This window comes from Jiella marina, from assembly GCF_024359545.1.
Taxonomy (GTDB): domain Bacteria; phylum Pseudomonadota; class Alphaproteobacteria; order Rhizobiales; family Rhizobiaceae; genus Jiella.
On sequence record NZ_JAKQZG010000001.1, the window covers coordinates 373894 to 389788 of the forward strand.

General features: G+C 63.0%; 16 protein-coding genes. 7 read left to right on the top strand and 9 right to left on the bottom strand.

Going from position 1 to position 15895, the window contains the following annotated elements:
* Positions 1–38 precede the first annotated feature (38 nt).
* Complete coding sequence (locus tag MF134_RS01655; RefSeq protein ID WP_255337644.1) at positions 39–1022, top strand: sugar-binding transcriptional regulator; 984 nt, start codon at positions 39–41, stop codon at positions 1020–1022.
* Between the two features lie 15 nt (positions 1023–1037).
* Here the strand turns inward: MF134_RS01655 and MF134_RS01660 are convergent, their stop codons facing one another.
* Positions 1038–1514, bottom strand: a complete 477-nt coding sequence (locus tag MF134_RS01660) for an OsmC family protein (protein WP_255337645.1) — start codon at positions 1512–1514, stop codon at positions 1038–1040.
* Positions 1515–2044: 530 nt separating this feature from the next.
* Between MF134_RS01660 and MF134_RS01665 the strand changes: the two genes are divergently transcribed.
* The 4 genes from MF134_RS01665 (at position 2045) to MF134_RS01680 (ending at position 3925) form a co-directional block, all read left to right on the top strand.
* On the top strand, positions 2045–2389 hold the full coding sequence (locus MF134_RS01665; RefSeq protein ID WP_255337646.1) for a hypothetical protein: 345 nt from the start codon (positions 2045–2047) through the stop codon (positions 2387–2389).
* Positions 2390–2446: 57 nt separating this feature from the next.
* Entirely contained in the window at positions 2447–2914 is a 468-nt protein-coding gene (locus MF134_RS01670; protein WP_255337647.1) for a MaoC family dehydratase, read from the top strand.
* Positions 2911–3381: a MaoC family dehydratase gene (locus MF134_RS01675; protein ID WP_255337648.1), complete on the top strand. Its 471-nt coding sequence runs from the start codon at positions 2911–2913 to the stop codon at positions 3379–3381. The genes MF134_RS01670 and MF134_RS01675 overlap by 4 nt, the downstream gene beginning before the upstream one ends.
* Before the next feature lie 142 nt (positions 3382–3523).
* Positions 3524–3925 carry a hypothetical protein gene (locus MF134_RS01680; RefSeq protein WP_255337649.1) on the top strand — a complete coding sequence of 134 codons (402 nt, stop codon included), beginning with the start codon at positions 3524–3526 and terminating at the stop codon, positions 3923–3925.
* Positions 3926–3955: 30 nt separating this feature from the next.
* Here the strand turns inward: MF134_RS01680 and MF134_RS01685 are convergent, their stop codons facing one another.
* The 7 genes from MF134_RS01685 to miaA all read right to left on the bottom strand — a co-directional run bounded on the left by MF134_RS01685 (position 3956) and on the right by miaA (position 13060).
* Complete coding sequence (locus MF134_RS01685) at positions 3956–5083, bottom strand: ATP-dependent DNA helicase (RefSeq protein ID WP_255337650.1); 1128 nt, start codon at positions 5081–5083, stop codon at positions 3956–3958.
* A gap of 280 nt (positions 5084–5363) precedes the next feature.
* Positions 5364–7376 (bottom strand): hybrid sensor histidine kinase/response regulator, encoded by a 2013-nt coding sequence (locus MF134_RS01690; RefSeq protein ID WP_255337651.1) that lies wholly within the window; start codon positions 7374–7376, stop codon positions 5364–5366.
* 261 nt (positions 7377–7637) lie between these two features.
* Positions 7638–8210, bottom strand: coding sequence for an acetolactate synthase small subunit (gene ilvN / locus MF134_RS01695; RefSeq protein WP_255337652.1), 573 nt, complete (start codon positions 8208–8210; stop codon positions 7638–7640).
* Between the two features lie 95 nt (positions 8211–8305).
* Complete coding sequence (locus tag MF134_RS01700; protein WP_255337653.1) at positions 8306–10096, bottom strand: acetolactate synthase 3 large subunit; 1791 nt, start codon at positions 10094–10096, stop codon at positions 8306–8308.
* 260 nt (positions 10097–10356) lie between these two features.
* Entirely contained in the window at positions 10357–11181 is an 825-nt protein-coding gene (locus tag MF134_RS01705; RefSeq protein WP_255337654.1) for a DUF1206 domain-containing protein, read from the bottom strand.
* Positions 11182–11267: 86 nt separating this feature from the next.
* Positions 11268–12050 (bottom strand): GGDEF domain-containing protein, encoded by a 783-nt coding sequence (locus MF134_RS01710; RefSeq protein ID WP_255337655.1) that lies wholly within the window; start codon positions 12048–12050, stop codon positions 11268–11270.
* Between the two features lie 50 nt (positions 12051–12100).
* Complete coding sequence (miaA, locus tag MF134_RS01715) at positions 12101–13060, bottom strand: tRNA (adenosine(37)-N6)-dimethylallyltransferase MiaA (protein WP_255337656.1); 960 nt, start codon at positions 13058–13060, stop codon at positions 12101–12103.
* On the opposite strand from miaA, the gene serB reads away from it, so the two are divergent.
* Complete coding sequence (gene serB, locus MF134_RS01720; RefSeq protein WP_255337657.1) at positions 13041–13928, top strand: phosphoserine phosphatase SerB; 888 nt, start codon at positions 13041–13043, stop codon at positions 13926–13928. The two genes, miaA and serB, sit on opposite strands and share 20 nt — an antisense overlap.
* An 18-nt stretch (positions 13929–13946) precedes the next feature.
* Here serB and MF134_RS01725 read toward each other — a convergent pair whose 3' ends face one another.
* Positions 13947–15161: a hypothetical protein gene (locus MF134_RS01725; protein WP_255337658.1), complete on the bottom strand. Its 1215-nt coding sequence runs from the start codon at positions 15159–15161 to the stop codon at positions 13947–13949.
* Between the two features lie 145 nt (positions 15162–15306).
* On the opposite strand from MF134_RS01725, the gene MF134_RS01730 reads away from it, so the two are divergent.
* The gene (locus MF134_RS01730) at positions 15307–15867 is read left to right on the top strand and encodes a GNAT family N-acetyltransferase (RefSeq protein ID WP_255337659.1); all 561 of its coding nucleotides are present in this window, start codon (positions 15307–15309) and stop codon (positions 15865–15867) included.
* Positions 15868–15895: the final 28 nt, after the last annotated feature.

The following is a 15895-nucleotide window of genomic DNA, read 5'->3' on the forward strand; positions in this document are numbered from 1 at the left end:
TGACAGGACGAGGTCACGAGCCTCCTGAGGATCAGGGAATGAAGCAGGAAGCCGCAATGCCCGAATCCGGCGAGCAGGTCCGCCGCTTCCGCGGACGGCCGGTCGAGGACAGCCTCCTCGAAGCCGCCTGGCTCTACTATGTCGATGAGTGGAACCAGAGCGAGATCGCCGAAAGACTCGCCGTCTCCCGCGCAACGGTGGTCAACTATCTCCAGCAGGCCCGAGAACTCGGCTATGTAGAGCTGCGCGTCGACCCGGCGGTGTTCAATCGTCAGCGATTGTCTTCGGCGCTACGCGATCGCTTCGGCCTCGCCGGCGCTCTGGTCGTGCCGGGTCGCGAGTACTCCCTGTCCGCCGTTGCTCTGGCGGCCGCGCGCTATTGCCCCGACATGATCGAGCGCGGCGACGTCGTCGGTATCTCCTGGGGCGAGACGATCTACGCCATGGCGGAGCGCATGATCCCGCGCCCGATCCCGGACCTGACGGTGGTCCAGATGGTCGGTTCGATGCCGAGCCCCTACATCTTCACCTCGGAGAGTTGCTCGACCAATGTCGCGCTGAAACTGTCCGGCCGGGTCGTGAACCTCTACGCGCCCGCCGCCCTCTCGAGCCCCGAGGCCGCGGACGTCTTGCGGCGGGAGCCGCTGATCCGCCAGCACTTCGACCTGCTCGAAACCATGCGCAAGGCGATCTTTGCCGTCGGCTCCATGGGGCCGGAAAGCCATGTGGTGAAGAGCGGCATCGCGACGCCGGAAGACGTCGCCTGGTATGCGGAGCGCGGCGCCGTCGGGGTTCTGTGCGGCCGCTTCATCGACGGCAGCGGCCGCCACGTCGAAGGGCCGATCGACGACCGCATGATCGGCATCACGCCGGATCGGCTCTCGCGGCTCGCAGCCGGCTTTCTCGTGGCCTCCGGGCATGACCGTGTCCGCGCCATGCGCGGCGTCATGCTGGCGGGTTATGTCAGCCACGTCGTCACCGACGAACCCACCGCTCAGGCGATTCTCAATCTCGGCGAATGAGCGGCACGCGGCTGATCACTCCGCGATGGCGATCTGCGGCTCGTGCTCGACGGGAAAGTTCACCGAGCGGGCGATGAAGCATTTGGCGTTCGCCTCGTGATGCAGCTTCTCGGCCAGTCCCGCATCGCTTGCCGAAGTCACCGTGACTTTCGGCCTGAGCACCACCCGAACGAACGCGCCACTACCATCTTCCGATTCGGCCATCTCACCCTCGGCCTCGTCACGATAGGCGGTCACGACGACACCCGAGACCGCGCAAAGATGCAGATACCAGAGTTGGTGACAGGCCGAGAGCGAAGCGACAAGCAGCTCTTCCGGGTTCCAACGGTCCCTTTCGCCGCGAAAGGCCGGATCGGCGGAAGCGAGGAGGTCCGGCTTCCCTTCGGCGGTAATTCGGTGCTCCAGGCCATAGGTCTTGTAGCTCGAGGTTCCTTCGCCGTGGTTGCCGAGCCATTCGACGGCAATTTGGTAGTGATGGGATCGGCCTGCCATGAAGTTCCACCTTTCTGACGCAAGTCATTCTATCAAAAAGCATTTCATCCTTCCGCCCCGATGGGTCGCACTCGTGATTTTCGTGAGCCGCGCCTGAAGCGGCGCTCGCAGCACCGGCTCGCGAAACTGAAATCGCTCTTTGCTCAGCACCGTGAGGGACCCGGCCGACGAAGAGTCCTGTGGACTGTCACGCGATCACGCGGACCATCGGCTCCGCAATGAGGCGGATTCGAATTAAATCGTCCGGGTAACCCTTTCTATAGATTGATTTTCCCATTTCTTGCGATGCTAATGTCACCAATGCTTATTGGAGTGCCATGCTACCGCGTCGAACAATTGCCCTGCCCAATCCTGCCGTGCCCTGTTTTTCAGGCAAGGTCCGCGCTGCGTCCGTCGTCGTCCTGTTTGCGATCGGCTTGACGGGCCACCCTTCGAATGCATTCGCGCAGGCGGAGGAAAAATCTGCCGACCGGTTACCCTCGGTCGCCGCGGACGATCGACCCGAAGACGTGGCAACGCCCGAGCGCGACGTGAGCCGGACGATCACGACGACGCTGTCGGAGCCCACCCGGATCGGGCTCAGAGTGGAGCCTGTCACGGTGGATCCCGACGAGCGGGTCCTAATGGACGTCTATATCGAGCCGACGCGCGCGATCGCGTCCGACGAAGATGACGGCGCGGGAAGCCGTCTGGCCGGGACCCTCGCCTTCACCACCGACCCCAAGGTCGGTGAGGAACAGTTCTTCATCGTCAATGTCCCGCCCGACATGCGCTTCGATGAGGGTGAAGCCAGGATCACCCTGTCGATGACCGGTCTCGAGGGTCCGATCGAGACATCTGCCGTTCGCCTGGTCGGTGCCCGGTTCCTCAAGTAGCTTGCGCCGCGGTTGTCTCCTCCCTATGGCTCGTCGCGGATCGACGGGGAGAGGACCATGAATCGACCGAAGCGCGCCTTCGAGGACTTTTCCGAGAATCTCGAGATTCCGCTCGGGCCTTATGCTGTCGAACGGGACGAGATGATCGCCTTCGCCACCGAGTTCGATCCCCAGCCCTTCCATCTCAACGAAGCCTCCGGGAGCGCCAACGAACTCGTCGGCAGGCTGACGGCGTCGGGGTGGCACACCTGTTCCATGCTGATGCGGATGATGGCCGACACCTTCATTCTCGATTCCACCTCGCAGGGTTCACCCGGCGTCGACTTCATCAACTGGCGGGCTCCAGTCTGTGCCGGCGATGTCCTGACTGGGACGGCCCGAGTGCTGAGCCGTCGGATCTCGGCCAAGCGCCCCACCCTCGGCATCGCCAAGATGGGTGTGACGCTTGAGAACCAGGCGGGCGTGACTGTCCTGGACGGCGAATACACGCTTCTGCTTCTGACGCGCGAAGGAGTGGCCGCATGAGCTTCTGGGACACGTTCGTCATCGGCGAAGAGATCGCCCTCGGCTCGCACACCTTCACCGCAGAAGAGATCATCCGATTCGCCGAAAAGTACGATCCGCAGATCTTTCATCTCGATCCGGATGCCGCGGCGAAATCGGTTCTTGGGGGGCTTTGCGCCTCGGGCTGGCACACCGCTTCGGTCTGCATGCGGCTGAATGTCGAAACCCGTTATGCCCGGCTGAGGGAGTGGATCGAAGCCGGCAATCCGATGCCAAAGGTCGGCCCCTCGCCCGGCTTCCGGAACATGCGCTGGCAAAAGCCGGTCTATGCCGGCGACACGATATCCTTTTCGCAGACCGTGACCGACAAGCGCCCCTCGGCCAGACGGGCCGGCTGGGGCGTTCTGAGTTTCAGCACCTCGGGCCGCAATCAGCATGGGACAGAGGTCTTTTCTTTCGATGGAGTGGCGTTTCAAGGGCTTGATTGAGGCTACAAACGCAACGCGAAAGCAACAGACAAAGCAATCCTTGCGAACCACTGGAGCCTTATGAGCCTGCGCGCCGAACGGCTCCGCTGGCGCCTTCGCCCGGAACGATGCCGTATTCTCGGCTTTCGTGAGACCCTCGACCATGCGCAACATCGACAAGGCTTATATCGCCACCGGTTTCGGATGGCTCATCCTCGCTGCCGGCTTCGGCACCTGGCTCGGCGCGAGCGCGCATTTCAACTTCTCCCAGTCGCACGCCCATATCGGCCTTTTGGGCTTCGTCGCCTCGGTTCTTTTTGGCCTCGTGCATCGCAGTTGGCCGGAACTGAGAGACCGCTGGCTCGCGACTGCTCAGTTTGCTGTCTATGAGATCGGCGTCATCATCCTCCTTGCCGGCAAGGTGATGGTCGACGCGACGGGCGTGCCCAACCTTCTTCTGATGGTCGGCGCTCCGATCGTCATCCTCGGTGCGATCATGTTCCTCTGGCTGTTCGTCAGGGTTCCCTCGCGCTCGGTGCAGGCGAGCGTCCTGCCGGCCGAGTGATCGAGTTCCAACAGCTCGCCGCCTGCCGCTCTACTTGACGATCGTCAGCCGCTCCGCGGCCCGCGTGATCGCCGTGTAGAGCCAGCGGGCGCGGGTGTCCTTGAACGCCCAGCTCTCGTCGAACAGCATGACGTCGTTCCACTGGGAGCCCTGCGCCTTGTGGACGGTCAGCGCATAACCGAAATCGAAATCGTCGAAGCGCTTCTTCGTCGACCAGGGAACTTCGGTCTCGGGCTCTTCGAAGGCTGCCTTCAACAGGCGGATCTTCGCCGCGCCCTGATCGATGTCGTCGTCATCCGGCTTGACGATCAGGTTGACGCCCGGCTTCGTCGTCTCGCGCGAGGCCGTCATCACCTGCCAGAGCGAGCCGTTCAGCAACCCCTTGGCCGGATCGTTGCGCAGGCAGACGAGCTTGTCGCCGGCCTGGGGCAACGCGCCTTCGAAGCCTTTCAATTCCCGCAGCCTGGCATTGTAGCGCCGCCGCGTGCGATTGGTGCCCACCAGAACCTGATCTGCGGCCAGAACCTTCTCCGTCTCCACGTCCCGGCGGCCGATGATCTGGGCCGTTCCGTAGTCGCCATGCATCAGCTCACGCCCCTCCCGGACGGCCAACGCCAGTTCGACGATCGGATTGTCCCGCGCCTGCCGGTGGATCTCCGACAGAAGGAAATCCGGCTCGGCCTCGGTGAAGAAGCCGCCGCCGGAGACCGGGGGCAACTGACCGGGATCGCCGAGCACCAGAACGGGTGTGCCGAAGGAAAGGAGATCGCGGCCGAGCGCTTCGTCCACCATCGAGCATTCGTCGACGATGACGAGTTTGGCCTTGGCGACGGGGCTCTGGCGGTTGAGCGAGAAGGTCGGCGAGACGCGAGAGACGCCGCTCATCTCGTCCTCGACGGTTTCTTCGCCTCGCGGCCGGTAGATCAGCGAATGCAGCGTGCGCGCGGACTTCGCCCCCTTCGATCGCAGGACCTGGGCGGCCTTGCCCGTGAAGGCGGCGAACTGGACCGCGCCGTCGATTCCTTCGGCGAAATAGCGGGCGAGCGTCGTCTTGCCGGTGCCCGCATAGCCGAAGAGCCGGAAGATCGGCTTTTCGCCACGCTCCAGCCATTCGGCCACGGCCTGCAGCGCATCATCCTGCTGCGGCGTCAGCTGCAACTCGCTGCTCCATTCGCTTGAACCGCCCGGGCCGCGATAAGCCCCTCGGCGGGTCCTTCAATCCCATCAAGCCGGCATGAACCGGGATGCGTGACACACGTCAGCTTCCCGATGCGCCGCCACAGATGGACGGACAGGAGACGCTTTTTGTTCGATTCGCAATGTCTGAAGGACAGAGATCGGACGAAGGTAGCGGCCGTTCTCGCACCGGATCGAAGGCTTGAGTCATTGATCCTTGTTCGACATCGCCTTTTCTACGGGTGCATCTATCACGGTCGATCTATGCCCGGCTCCTGGCTCCGGCGTCAACGCCGGACCCCGATCTGCCGGCGGCGACCTTGCGTGCCGTTGCCTCAGCAATCGCTGTCTCGATCGTCTCGCCCAAAGCGCGAACGCCGAAAGGCTTCTGGAGGACTGCAATCGGAATGTCGTCTTCCGCCTGCGGCAAATCGGCATAGCCGGTCGCGAGGACGACCGGCATGTCGGGCCATTCCTCCATCGCGGTCCGGCCCAGTTCGATACCGGTCATCTTGGGCATGGCGTGGTCTGTCACGACGAGATCGATATCCTGTTCGTCACCGGCCCGCAGTGTGGAGAGCGCCTCTGCGCCCGAACTGGCCATCAGGGCCTCGTGTCCCAGCTCCTCAACCATCGCGACGGTGTTCATCAGCACCAGCGCATCGTCATCGACGACGAGGATCCGCAGCGAACGCTCGGCATCGGAAGCAGACTGTTCCTCGACCGGTTTTTCGGGGGCCAGGTCATCGGCAGCGCCGCCTGCCGCTGGAAGCCAGAGTTCGACCGTCGTCCCCTTGCCCGGCTTGCTCGTCAGATGCAGATGCCCGTCCACGGAAGCCATGAAATTCTGCGCCATCGACAGGCCCAAACCTGTCCCTTTGCCCCGCTCCTTTGTGGTGAAGAACGCTTCGCAGGCGTTGGCAAGCGTCTCGGCGTCCATGCCCTTGCCGTCATCCGAGACGCTGAGTTGCACATATCTGTGCGAAGGACCGGAGTCCGACACGAATCGCCGGTTGCGAGCGGTGATACGGATCGTCCCGCCGGTCTCCGGCATCGCGTCACGCGAATTCACCACCAGGTTCAAAAGGACCAGTTCGAGCTGGTTCGGATCGACATGGATCGGGGACAAGTGCCGTGGAAAGCTCACGTCGATCGCGACCGTCGGCCCGACGGCTCGGGCCAGGAGTTCCCGCAAGCCTTCCACAAGATCCGGTACGGCGACCGACTGCGGCTCCGGGAGTTCATGGCGGGTAAACCGCATCATCCGCGCCACGAGTGTCGCGCCGCGCTGGGCGCCCAGAAGAGCGTTGTCGAGGAAGCGGACCGCCGGGGCATCTGGCGGGAGACGGCGACGCCCCAGTTCGAGATTGCCGAGAATGGCGGACAGAAGGTTATTGAAATCATGCGCGATACCGCCGGTGAGTTGGCCGATCGCTTCGGTTTTCTGTGACTGGAACAGTGCTTCCCGGGCGGCGTCCAGTGCCTTCTCGGCGGTTTTCTGCTCCGTGATGTCGCGCATGATCACGGCATATCCGACATGGTCACCATGCTCGTTGAAGACCGTGTCTATCGCCTCGTTGACAAGGAAGCGCTCGCCCTGCTTGCGCACACGCCAGCCTTCATGCTTCAGGCGCCCCTCCCGCGCGGCCGTGGCAAGGGCCGCTTCGGCAACGCCTTTGGCGCGTTCGTCCTCCGGGAAGAAACAGGCGAAAGGCACGCCCATCACGTCGTCGGAGTCGTAGCCGAGCATGCGTTCGAGGCCGGTGTTCCAACTGCTGACCCGGCCGCCGATGTCGAGCATGCAGATCGCGTAATCGCGAACGCCGTCGACGAGAAGACGGAACTGCTCCTCATTGCGACGATGAGCGTTCTCGGCCCTGTAGCGTTTCGTCCGATCCCGGCAGACCACGGCGAACCCCGTGATCTCACCCTCGGGGGAAGTTATCGCCTGCATCAGGACATGGGCCCAGAAGCGGGTGCCGTCCTTGCGACCGCACCAGCCCTCCGTTTCGAAACGCCCCTCCCGCCTGACGCGCGCGATGATCGAGCCAAGAGCGCCGGGTTCCCCCTGCCCGATCGAAAAGACGCGTGCGAAATTCTTGCCCACGACTTCGTCGGCCATGTATCCTTTCAAGCGCTCTGCACCACGGTTCCAACTGAAGATCGTCCCGTCCGGGTCGACCAGCACGATGGCATAGTCCGTCACCGCCTCGACAAGCATGCGATAGCGGTCGTCAGGAGCAGGCGTCTGGGGGCCCACCAAGTCCAGCCGCATGAAATCCTCCCTGCAATACGGGACGTTAGACTGAACATCTGCGAAAAGGAAATAGCTCGCTAGTAAGCCCGCTCGGTCAGGATCGACTTAAAGATGCGGCAATTCGCCGCTACAGGTCCTAATTTTGGTGGGAGGCCAATTAATCATGGAAAAACTTGACGTTGGCCGGAGAAAATTCACTCCTCGAAACGCGATGCGGTCCCAATCGTATACAATCCTCGCCAAGCCCCTCTTGGCCGACGAATCACTTGAAAATAACTGTCACATACCTTCCTTGCCGCGTGCTAACGCTGCGACACCTGTCCGGCAAACTTCGACCAGGCCAAGTGGCGCCATGAGTCCGACGAACTTGTCGAGCTTGGAGGAGCGGCCGGTGATTTCGAAGACGAAGTGCTCGATCGAGGAATCCACCACCTTGGCTCGAAATACATCGGCAAGCCGCAGGGCCTCGACGCGCTTCTCTCCCGTGCCGGCGACCTTGACGATCGCAAGTTCGCGCTCGATCGGACGGGCCTCCCCCGTGGCTCCTGCGGTCGCCGTCAGATCGACCACGCTGTGAACCGGCACGATCCGGTCGAGCTGGCTCATGAGCTGCTCGATGACGTGCGGCGCACCGCGGGTCACGATGGTGATGCGCGACAGGTGCTTTTCGTGCTCGGTCTCCGAAACGGTGAGGCTCTCGATATTGTAGCCCCGGCCTGAAAACATGCCGATGACGCGAGCCAGAACGCCCGGTTCGTTGTCGCAGAGAACCGCGAGGGTGCGCGCGACGGGCGTTTCATGCTCGGGCGTGATGAAATAGGCCGATGCGGGCGGAAGAACGGGCTTGCTCATGAAAATTCTGCTCAAGGGGTGGTTGGGCGTGGTCAGCCACGCTGCGGGAAAGGGCAATGGTGAGCGGGAGGCGATCCTCTCGCCTCCCGGGCCTGTCAGACGAGAACGCGATCCTTTTCATCGATCGCCCGCGCAACAGCTTCGTCGGTCGCTTCCTCCGGAAGAAGGATCTCGTTATGGGCCTTGCCGGACGGGATCATCGGGAAGCAGTTCGCCAGATTGGCAACGCGGCAGTCGAAGAGAACGGGACTGTCGACGGCCAGCATCTCCTCGATCGCATCATCCAGGTCACGCGGCTTTTCGCACCGGATACCCACCGCCCCATAGGCTTCCGCCAGCTTGACGAAATCGGGCAGCGCCTCGGTGTAGGAGTGCGACAGGCGGTTGCCGTGCAAGAGCTGCTGCCACTGACGCACCATGCCCATGTACTGATTGTTGAGAATGAAGATCTTGACGTTCGCATTGTGCTGAACCGCCGTCGACATCTCCTGCATGTTCATCAGAACCGACGCATCGCCCGCAATGCAGAGCGAGATGGCATCGGGATGGGCGATCGCCGCGCCGATCGACGCCGGCAGGCCATAGCCCATCGTGCCGAGGCCACCGGAGGTCAGCCAGCGGTTCGGTGCCTCGAACCCGTAGAACTGGGCGGCCCACATCTGGTGCTGGCCGACTTCGGTCGAGACGTAGGTCTCCTGGCCCTTCGTCGCCTCATACAGCCGCTGCACGGCGTATTGCGGCATGATGACGTCGTCATTCGGCTTGTAGGCCAGGCAGTTGCGGGCGCGCCAGACGTTGATTTCATGCCACCAGGCCGCTAGAGCCTCCCGGTCGGGTTCGGGCTGCGCCGCTTTCCATTCGTCGATCAGGTCTTTCAGGGCGTGACCCACGTCGCCGATGATCGGCAGGTCGACCCGCACGTTCTTGTTGATCGAAGAGGGATCGATATCGATATGGATCTTCTTCGAGCCGGGCGAGAAGGCATCGAGCCGGCCGGTGATGCGGTCGTCGAACCGGGCACCGATACACAGCATGACGTCGCAGCCATGCATGGCAAGATTGGCCTCGTAGGTCCCGTGCATGCCGAGCATGCCCATCCAGCTCTTGCCGGAAGCGGGATAGGCGCCGAGCCCCATCAGTGTCGAGGTGATCGGAAAACCGGTCATCTCGACGATTTCGCGCAACAGCCGCGTGGCCTCGGGACCGGAATTGATGACGCCGCCACCCGAATAGATGACCGGACGCTTGGCCCCCGCCAGCATCGCGACGGCCGCGGCAATCCGCTCGCGCTCCGGCGAAAGACGTGGGCGATAGCTCTCATGGGTGCGGGTCGGCGGTGGCGGGCTGTATGTCCCGGTCGCGAACTGGACATCCTTCGGAATGTCGACCACGACCGGACCGGGCCGTCCGGTCCGGGCGACCAGAAACGCCTCATGGAGAATCCGCGGCAGATCGGCCACGTCCTTCACCAGCCAGTTGTGCTTCGTGCAGGGCCGGGTGATGCCGACCGTATCGCACTCCTGAAAGGCGTCGGAGCCGATCAGCGTCGTCGGAACCTGTCCCGAGATGCAGACGAGCGGGATCGAATCCATCAACGCGTCCTGAAGCGCCGTGACGGCATTGGTCGCTCCCGGCCCGGAGGTCACCAGCATCACGCCGGTCTTGCCGGTTGACCGAGCGTAGCCCTCGGCTGCATGACCGGCCCCCTGCTCGTGGCGGACGAGAATGTGGCGCACGGCGGTCTGCTGGAAGATTTCGTCGTAGATCGGAAGGACCGCGCCGCCCGGATAGCCGAAGATATCGGCAACACCATTGTCGATCAGAGCCTGGACGACCATCTGGGCGCCCGTCATTTCGCGATTTTCGGTGGGTGTGTTCATATCCATGATCTACTTCTCTCGTCGGCGCCGCATTTGCCCTCACGGGCCATGTCGTCTCGGGATGTTCAGGCAATAAAAAAGGGCCCCTCGGGCCCTGTCGTCGCGCACACGTGGCATCAGCCGGACGGTCCTTAGACCGCCTCGCGTGTGCGCCATCCTACGAGAATGTTCATCTTCTTCATCATGGCGCGCAAGCTATGCATTAGGGATGCCCCCGTCAACGTGTTTTTTGACAGGGGCCAAACTGATTGAGGCGGCTGTGGCATTCAGCCGACATCCGGCATGTTGATACGCCGATACCACGCCTCGGTCAGGGAGTAGATTCCGAAGGCGATCAGCCCCAGTCCCGTGGCGGAGAGCAGCAGCCAGCCATAAGACCAGCTGGCCATCGCCCTCAGGGCGGAATCAAGACCCGGCGTATCGCCCGACTGGTATCCGGCGGCCCCGGTGGCGAGCAGAAAGGCCAGCACGAGGAACGTCACGCCCCGCGCAATGAGGCCGAACTGGCAAACCGGCTTCAAGACCGAACGACGATCCTCGGGGATGGCCATGTATTTTTCGAAACCGGCCTTCACACCCTTGATGAAGTGGGCAACGGCCGCACCGGCCATCGCTGCGGCGATCGCATAGGTCAGCCACACGCCGAAGCCTGCTTCGTAGGCGTAGGAGATCGGCCCGCCGCCGCCACCGCCTTCACTGCCGCCACCGTTTCCCATAAGGAGCGTTGCCGCGAATACCGCCAGGGCACCGTAGGAAAAGGCGCTGACCAGCAGCCCGCCCCGAACGGCGATACCCTTGGCGTCCATGCCATGACCGTCGACATCCATGACGACCTGGACGAAGCGCCAAGCCGAGAACGCAGCCAGGGCAAAGATCATGGCGGCGAGCAACACCGTGCCGAAGCCCGACCCGGCGATGACCTCGATCGCGTCCTCGGTGTCCATGGCTTCGCCGCTGGCGAAGGCGGCGCGGAACGAGAAATAGCCGACGATCAGAAAGACCACGCCTCGCGCCGCATATCCGGTGCGTGCGGCCTTGATCAGCCAGTCGCGATTGTCGCCCTTGCCCGCAAGCGTCTGTGTCTGTGGCATCGAAAAATCCTTTCGATGGATAGACGCATTCGACGGTGGCGGGTTCCACCCCTCAGTGCGTGCGGGCAGCGGAAAATTCCCTGTGGTCAGGCGCAGACCAGATTCCGGCCCGTCTGTTTGGCCCGGTACAGATTGACGTCGACCCGCTTCATGATCGCCTGCGGAGTCTCCTTGCCGAACGTCACATGAATCCCGAACGATGCGGTGATATTGATGACGTTTCCGGCAACGGCGATCTGAAGACCGGCGATCTCGGCTCTCAGACGGTCGGCAAAGCGGCGCAACTCGTCATGGCCCATATTCGGAGCGATGATCGCGAATTCCTCACCGCCCAGGCGGGCGACCACGTCGTGGTAGCGACTGAATTCGAACAGGCAAAGGGCCACCGAACGCAGAACCTCATCCCCCACGTCGTGGCCATAATTGTCGTTGATCGACTTGAAGTGGTCGAGATCGATCAGGACCAGTCCCACCGGCTTCCCGATCCTGCCGAATTCCGCGAGATACTGGCTCAGGGCTTCGTCGAAAAACCGCCGATTGTGCATGCCCGTCAGCGCGTCGGTGAGCGCCTCCGTCTCGAGCTTTTGCGAGCGCTCCTTCAAGAGGCCGGTGAGCGATTGCAGCTTGCCCTGTTCCTTGGTGTGATGCTGCATCAGCGGCCAGATCCAGAACACCGTCAGGACCAGGCCAGCGGCCAGGCAGGCGATCGACGAGTAGGTGAGGAAGCCGTGGAGGCGCAAGACCTTGGCGTCCGCCGACTCGTCGAGGACGCCCTTGATGAGCCCATTGTCGATATAAAGTGCGCTCGCGGCCGCGATCATCATGATGATCAGCAAGGCAACCGGCAACTCGCTCTTCATTCGTTTCATCAAAGGGGACCGTCTCCTCCAACGCCGAGGGACATCATGCCCGCAATGGTCTACTGGGCTCTTAATGCCGATCCATCAAAGATGGAAAAGTTTGCCGGGTCCACACGTCTCCAGCGTGCGTCGAACTGGTGGCGAAACCAGGTTTCCTGGCGCTTGGCGTATTGGCGGCTTCGGGCGATTGCCCGCTCTCTCGCCGTTTCCAGTGTGGAGAGGCCGTGGAGAACCTCGGACAGTTCGGCGACGCCGATGGCTTTGCCTGCGGTCGATGCCGCCGTCCCGTGTCGTTTGCGGAACCGGGCGACTTCATCGATCGCCCCCCGCTCGAGCATGACGTCGAAACGCTTTGCGATCCGTTGTCGCAACGTCGCACGGTCCGGCGTGAGAACCAGCATCCGCGTGCGCGCCGGATCGACGATCGCCTCGCCGCCGCCTTTCTGAAGGCGCGAAAGGGGCTGCCCGCCGGCCTCCGCGATTTCCAGAGCGCGAACGATCCGCTGGCCGTCGCGCGGATCGAGACGTTCGGCCGTCTGCGGGTCCTGCTCGCCCAGAAGGCCGTGGAGGGCCTCTGGACCGTCCCGGGCGAGCCGCTCGCGCCACTTGGTCCTTACGTCGGCCGGAACATCGGGCATCTCGTCCAGATGCCCGAGAAGAGCCTTGAAGTAGAGACCGGTCCCGCCGCAGACGATCGGCATCAGTTCCTTCTGGCGCAAGTCAGCGATCACGGCCTCAACCTCGCGGCGATAGGTGCCGGCCGAATAGGCGACATGCGGGTCCACATGGCCGTACAGGCGATGCGGAACGCGCTCGAGTTCGCTCTTCGAGGGCCGAGCCGTGAGGATTTCGAGTCCGTCATAGACCTGAAGGGAATCGGCGTTGACCACCGCGCCCCGGTGTCGCTCCGCCAGTTCCATTGCCAGCTGCGACTTGCCGCTCGCGGTAGGGCCGGCTATCAGGATCGCCTCGACCTCCCCATTCATCGGCCCGTTTCCCATGTTCGTCGCAACCCTCATCGCCACTCCGAGCGGCCCCGGCTTCTCGCAGGCGCAACTCCATGACGTCGCGCAAAGCCTCGGCGCCGACTCGCGCGCCGCGATCTGGCTCGACGAGGGTTTTGCCGCCGATCTGCCGCTCGACGCAATGCCGGATCCGGACACAATTGCACTCGCCCGAAACATGGCGGTCGAAGCCAAGCTCGATCTCGTCGTGCAGAGGATCGAGACCCGCCGCAAGCGATTCCTGATCGCCGACATGGATTCGACCATGATCGAACAGGAGTGCATCGACGAACTCGCCGCCGAGATCGGGGTCAAGGATCGTATCGCAGCCATCACGGCGCGGGCCATGAACGGCGAAATCGCCTTCGAGCCGGCCTTGAGGGAGCGGGTCGCCCTTCTTGCCGGCCTGCCCGAGACGGTCGTTGACAAGGTGATTGCCGAGCGGATCAGCTTTGCCAAAGGCGGCAAGACGCTGATTGCCACCATGCGCGCCCATGGCGCCCACACCGCACTCGTCTCTGGCGGCTTTACCGTGTTCACCGGCCCCATCGGCAACGCGCTGGGCTTTCACGAAAACCGCGCCAACCAGCTGATCGCAAAGGACGGGTATCTGACCGGCGAGGTGGCCGAGCCGATTCTCGGTGCGGAGGCGAAGGTCGCGGCCTTAAGGGAGATTTCGACGCGTCAGGGACTGTCCGACCACGACGTGATCGCCGTCGGTGACGGCGCCAATGATCTGCCCATGCTGCAGCTTGCGGGCACCGGCGTCGCGCTTCATGCCAAGCCGAAGGTGGCGGAAAGCGCACCGCACCGGATCGATCGGGGCGATCTGACAGCGCTTCTGTTCATGCAGGGCTATCACCGGGACGACTTCGCAGCCTGAAACGGAGCGGGGCGACTGTCAGCACCCCCTTTCCTGCAGCATCCGCTCGAAAGCCCTGAGCATCGCGGTCTGGGCGCCCGCCAGCCCCGTCTGCTCTGACGCAGAGGATGCCCGCTCGGCCAGTTGCCGGTGCCTGGCCGCGATCTGGGCACAGACTGCGTCGACTTGAGCGGTCGGGGCAGCGGCCGACGTCGCGCTGAGGTCGTCCGCGACCGGTTGGTCATCCGTTCTTGCAGGGCTGCTCGCTTGCGGGGGCTCGCCGAAGCACCAGCGATGGACGAGCGTGGCCACATTGGCGCTGCACAGCGCCGGCATTTCGGGATGGTACATGTCGCGGACATCGGCTTTCCGCATCGCATCGACGACGAACCTGCCGTCGACGCCCATTTCTTTTGCATAGGCGCGAATGAGATCGTAGGCCTGATGATCGTCCGGAATGGCGACGCCTCCGCTCGCCACCTTGTGAAAGCCCATCTCAGGATAGGGCCGCCAGATCTGGCGCTCGACGCCACCCAGAAAAACCAGCGAACAGGCGGATTCGCAGGCATTGTAGAGGACCGTCTCCAACCCCTTTTCGCGGATGTACCGCCCGGCCCTCACCGCCTCGCCGACATTGCCTCCGGCGCTGCCGAGAGCGATTTGCTTCACTTGAGGATTGGTATCGATCGCGGCCTTCAGCTCGTCGAAGAAGCCCTGTTCGACATCTCCCAGAACCCGGATCGTCTCGCCTTCCGCGACGACGACTGCCCGGCGCTGATCCTCGCGAATGTACTCGTCGGCAGGAATAGCGAACTGCCCGACGCAGTCGAGGTTCCAGGCACGACTCCGCTCTGAAGGCGTCCGCTCGATCTGTTCTTCGGCGATATTGGCCCAATTGTCGAGCGATTGCGCTTCGACCAGTTCGTCAAAGCCGGGTTCGGCCTCAGGATCCTTCTCTTGCGGCGCGACGAGACGCTGGGTCAGGTGTTCCTTGCCCAGCATGATCGAAAGGACATGACAGGTGTGAATGTCGATATCGATCTCGTTCAAAGCAGTGCCGATCGCGAACGTGCCCTTGGAAAAGCCGATATCGACAAGGCGCTGGTATTCCGCCCGAGCCTTGGCAATCTCGTCCCGCCAATAGGCCGGGTCGTCATTGGCGAAAGCAGGTAGGAGGTGGAAGGCCGAACTCGCAAACACAAGGGCCAGTATGGCCCGGCGGATGCAAGACGCGGCGGCAGATGAGAGCGGCATCGCAACTTCCCCCAAGCGCCGACAGAGGGTGGCGCAAACGCATTCAGACTGTCATGGACACCGGATCACCGCAATGACGTTGCGGAACCGATAACTTTGCCCTCAGACCTCCGACGAGCCGAAAGAGGGAACGTCAAAGATGGACATGAGAACGCCTATCCAGTCACGGCGCACCCGCGTTCGCCGCTGGGAGGATCGCGACCGCCCCAATTTCCACCGGCTGAACGCCGACGAAGAGATCATGCGATTCTTCCCGATGCGACGCAGCCGGGCGGAGTCCGATGCGCTCATGGATGTCCTTAACCGCCGGCTCGATGCCGAGGGCTGCTCGTTCCTCGCGCTCGAAATCGATGACGGTGCTCCAGCCGTCGGCATCATGGGTCTCGCGAGGCTCGATCCGGTCATGCCCTTTGCGCCCGGCATCGAAATCGGCTGGCGATTGCTCCCGGAATATTGGGGTCAGGGGCTGGCGAACGAAGCCGCGGCGGCCTGTGTCGACCGCGTCTTCGCCGATCCCGGCGCCCTGACCGAGATCGTGAGTTTCTGCGTCGCGGGCAATGATCGCTCCGAAGCGGTCATGCGGCGCCTCGGCTTCACGCGCTGTGCGGATTTCGACCATCCGAAAGTCGATCCCGGCACGCACCCCGATCTCGTGCGGCACCGTTGCTACGCTCTGGCGCGAACGGACTGGCACGCCAGAGCTTGATTTGAAGTCGAGACCTCCGTTCGGAGCC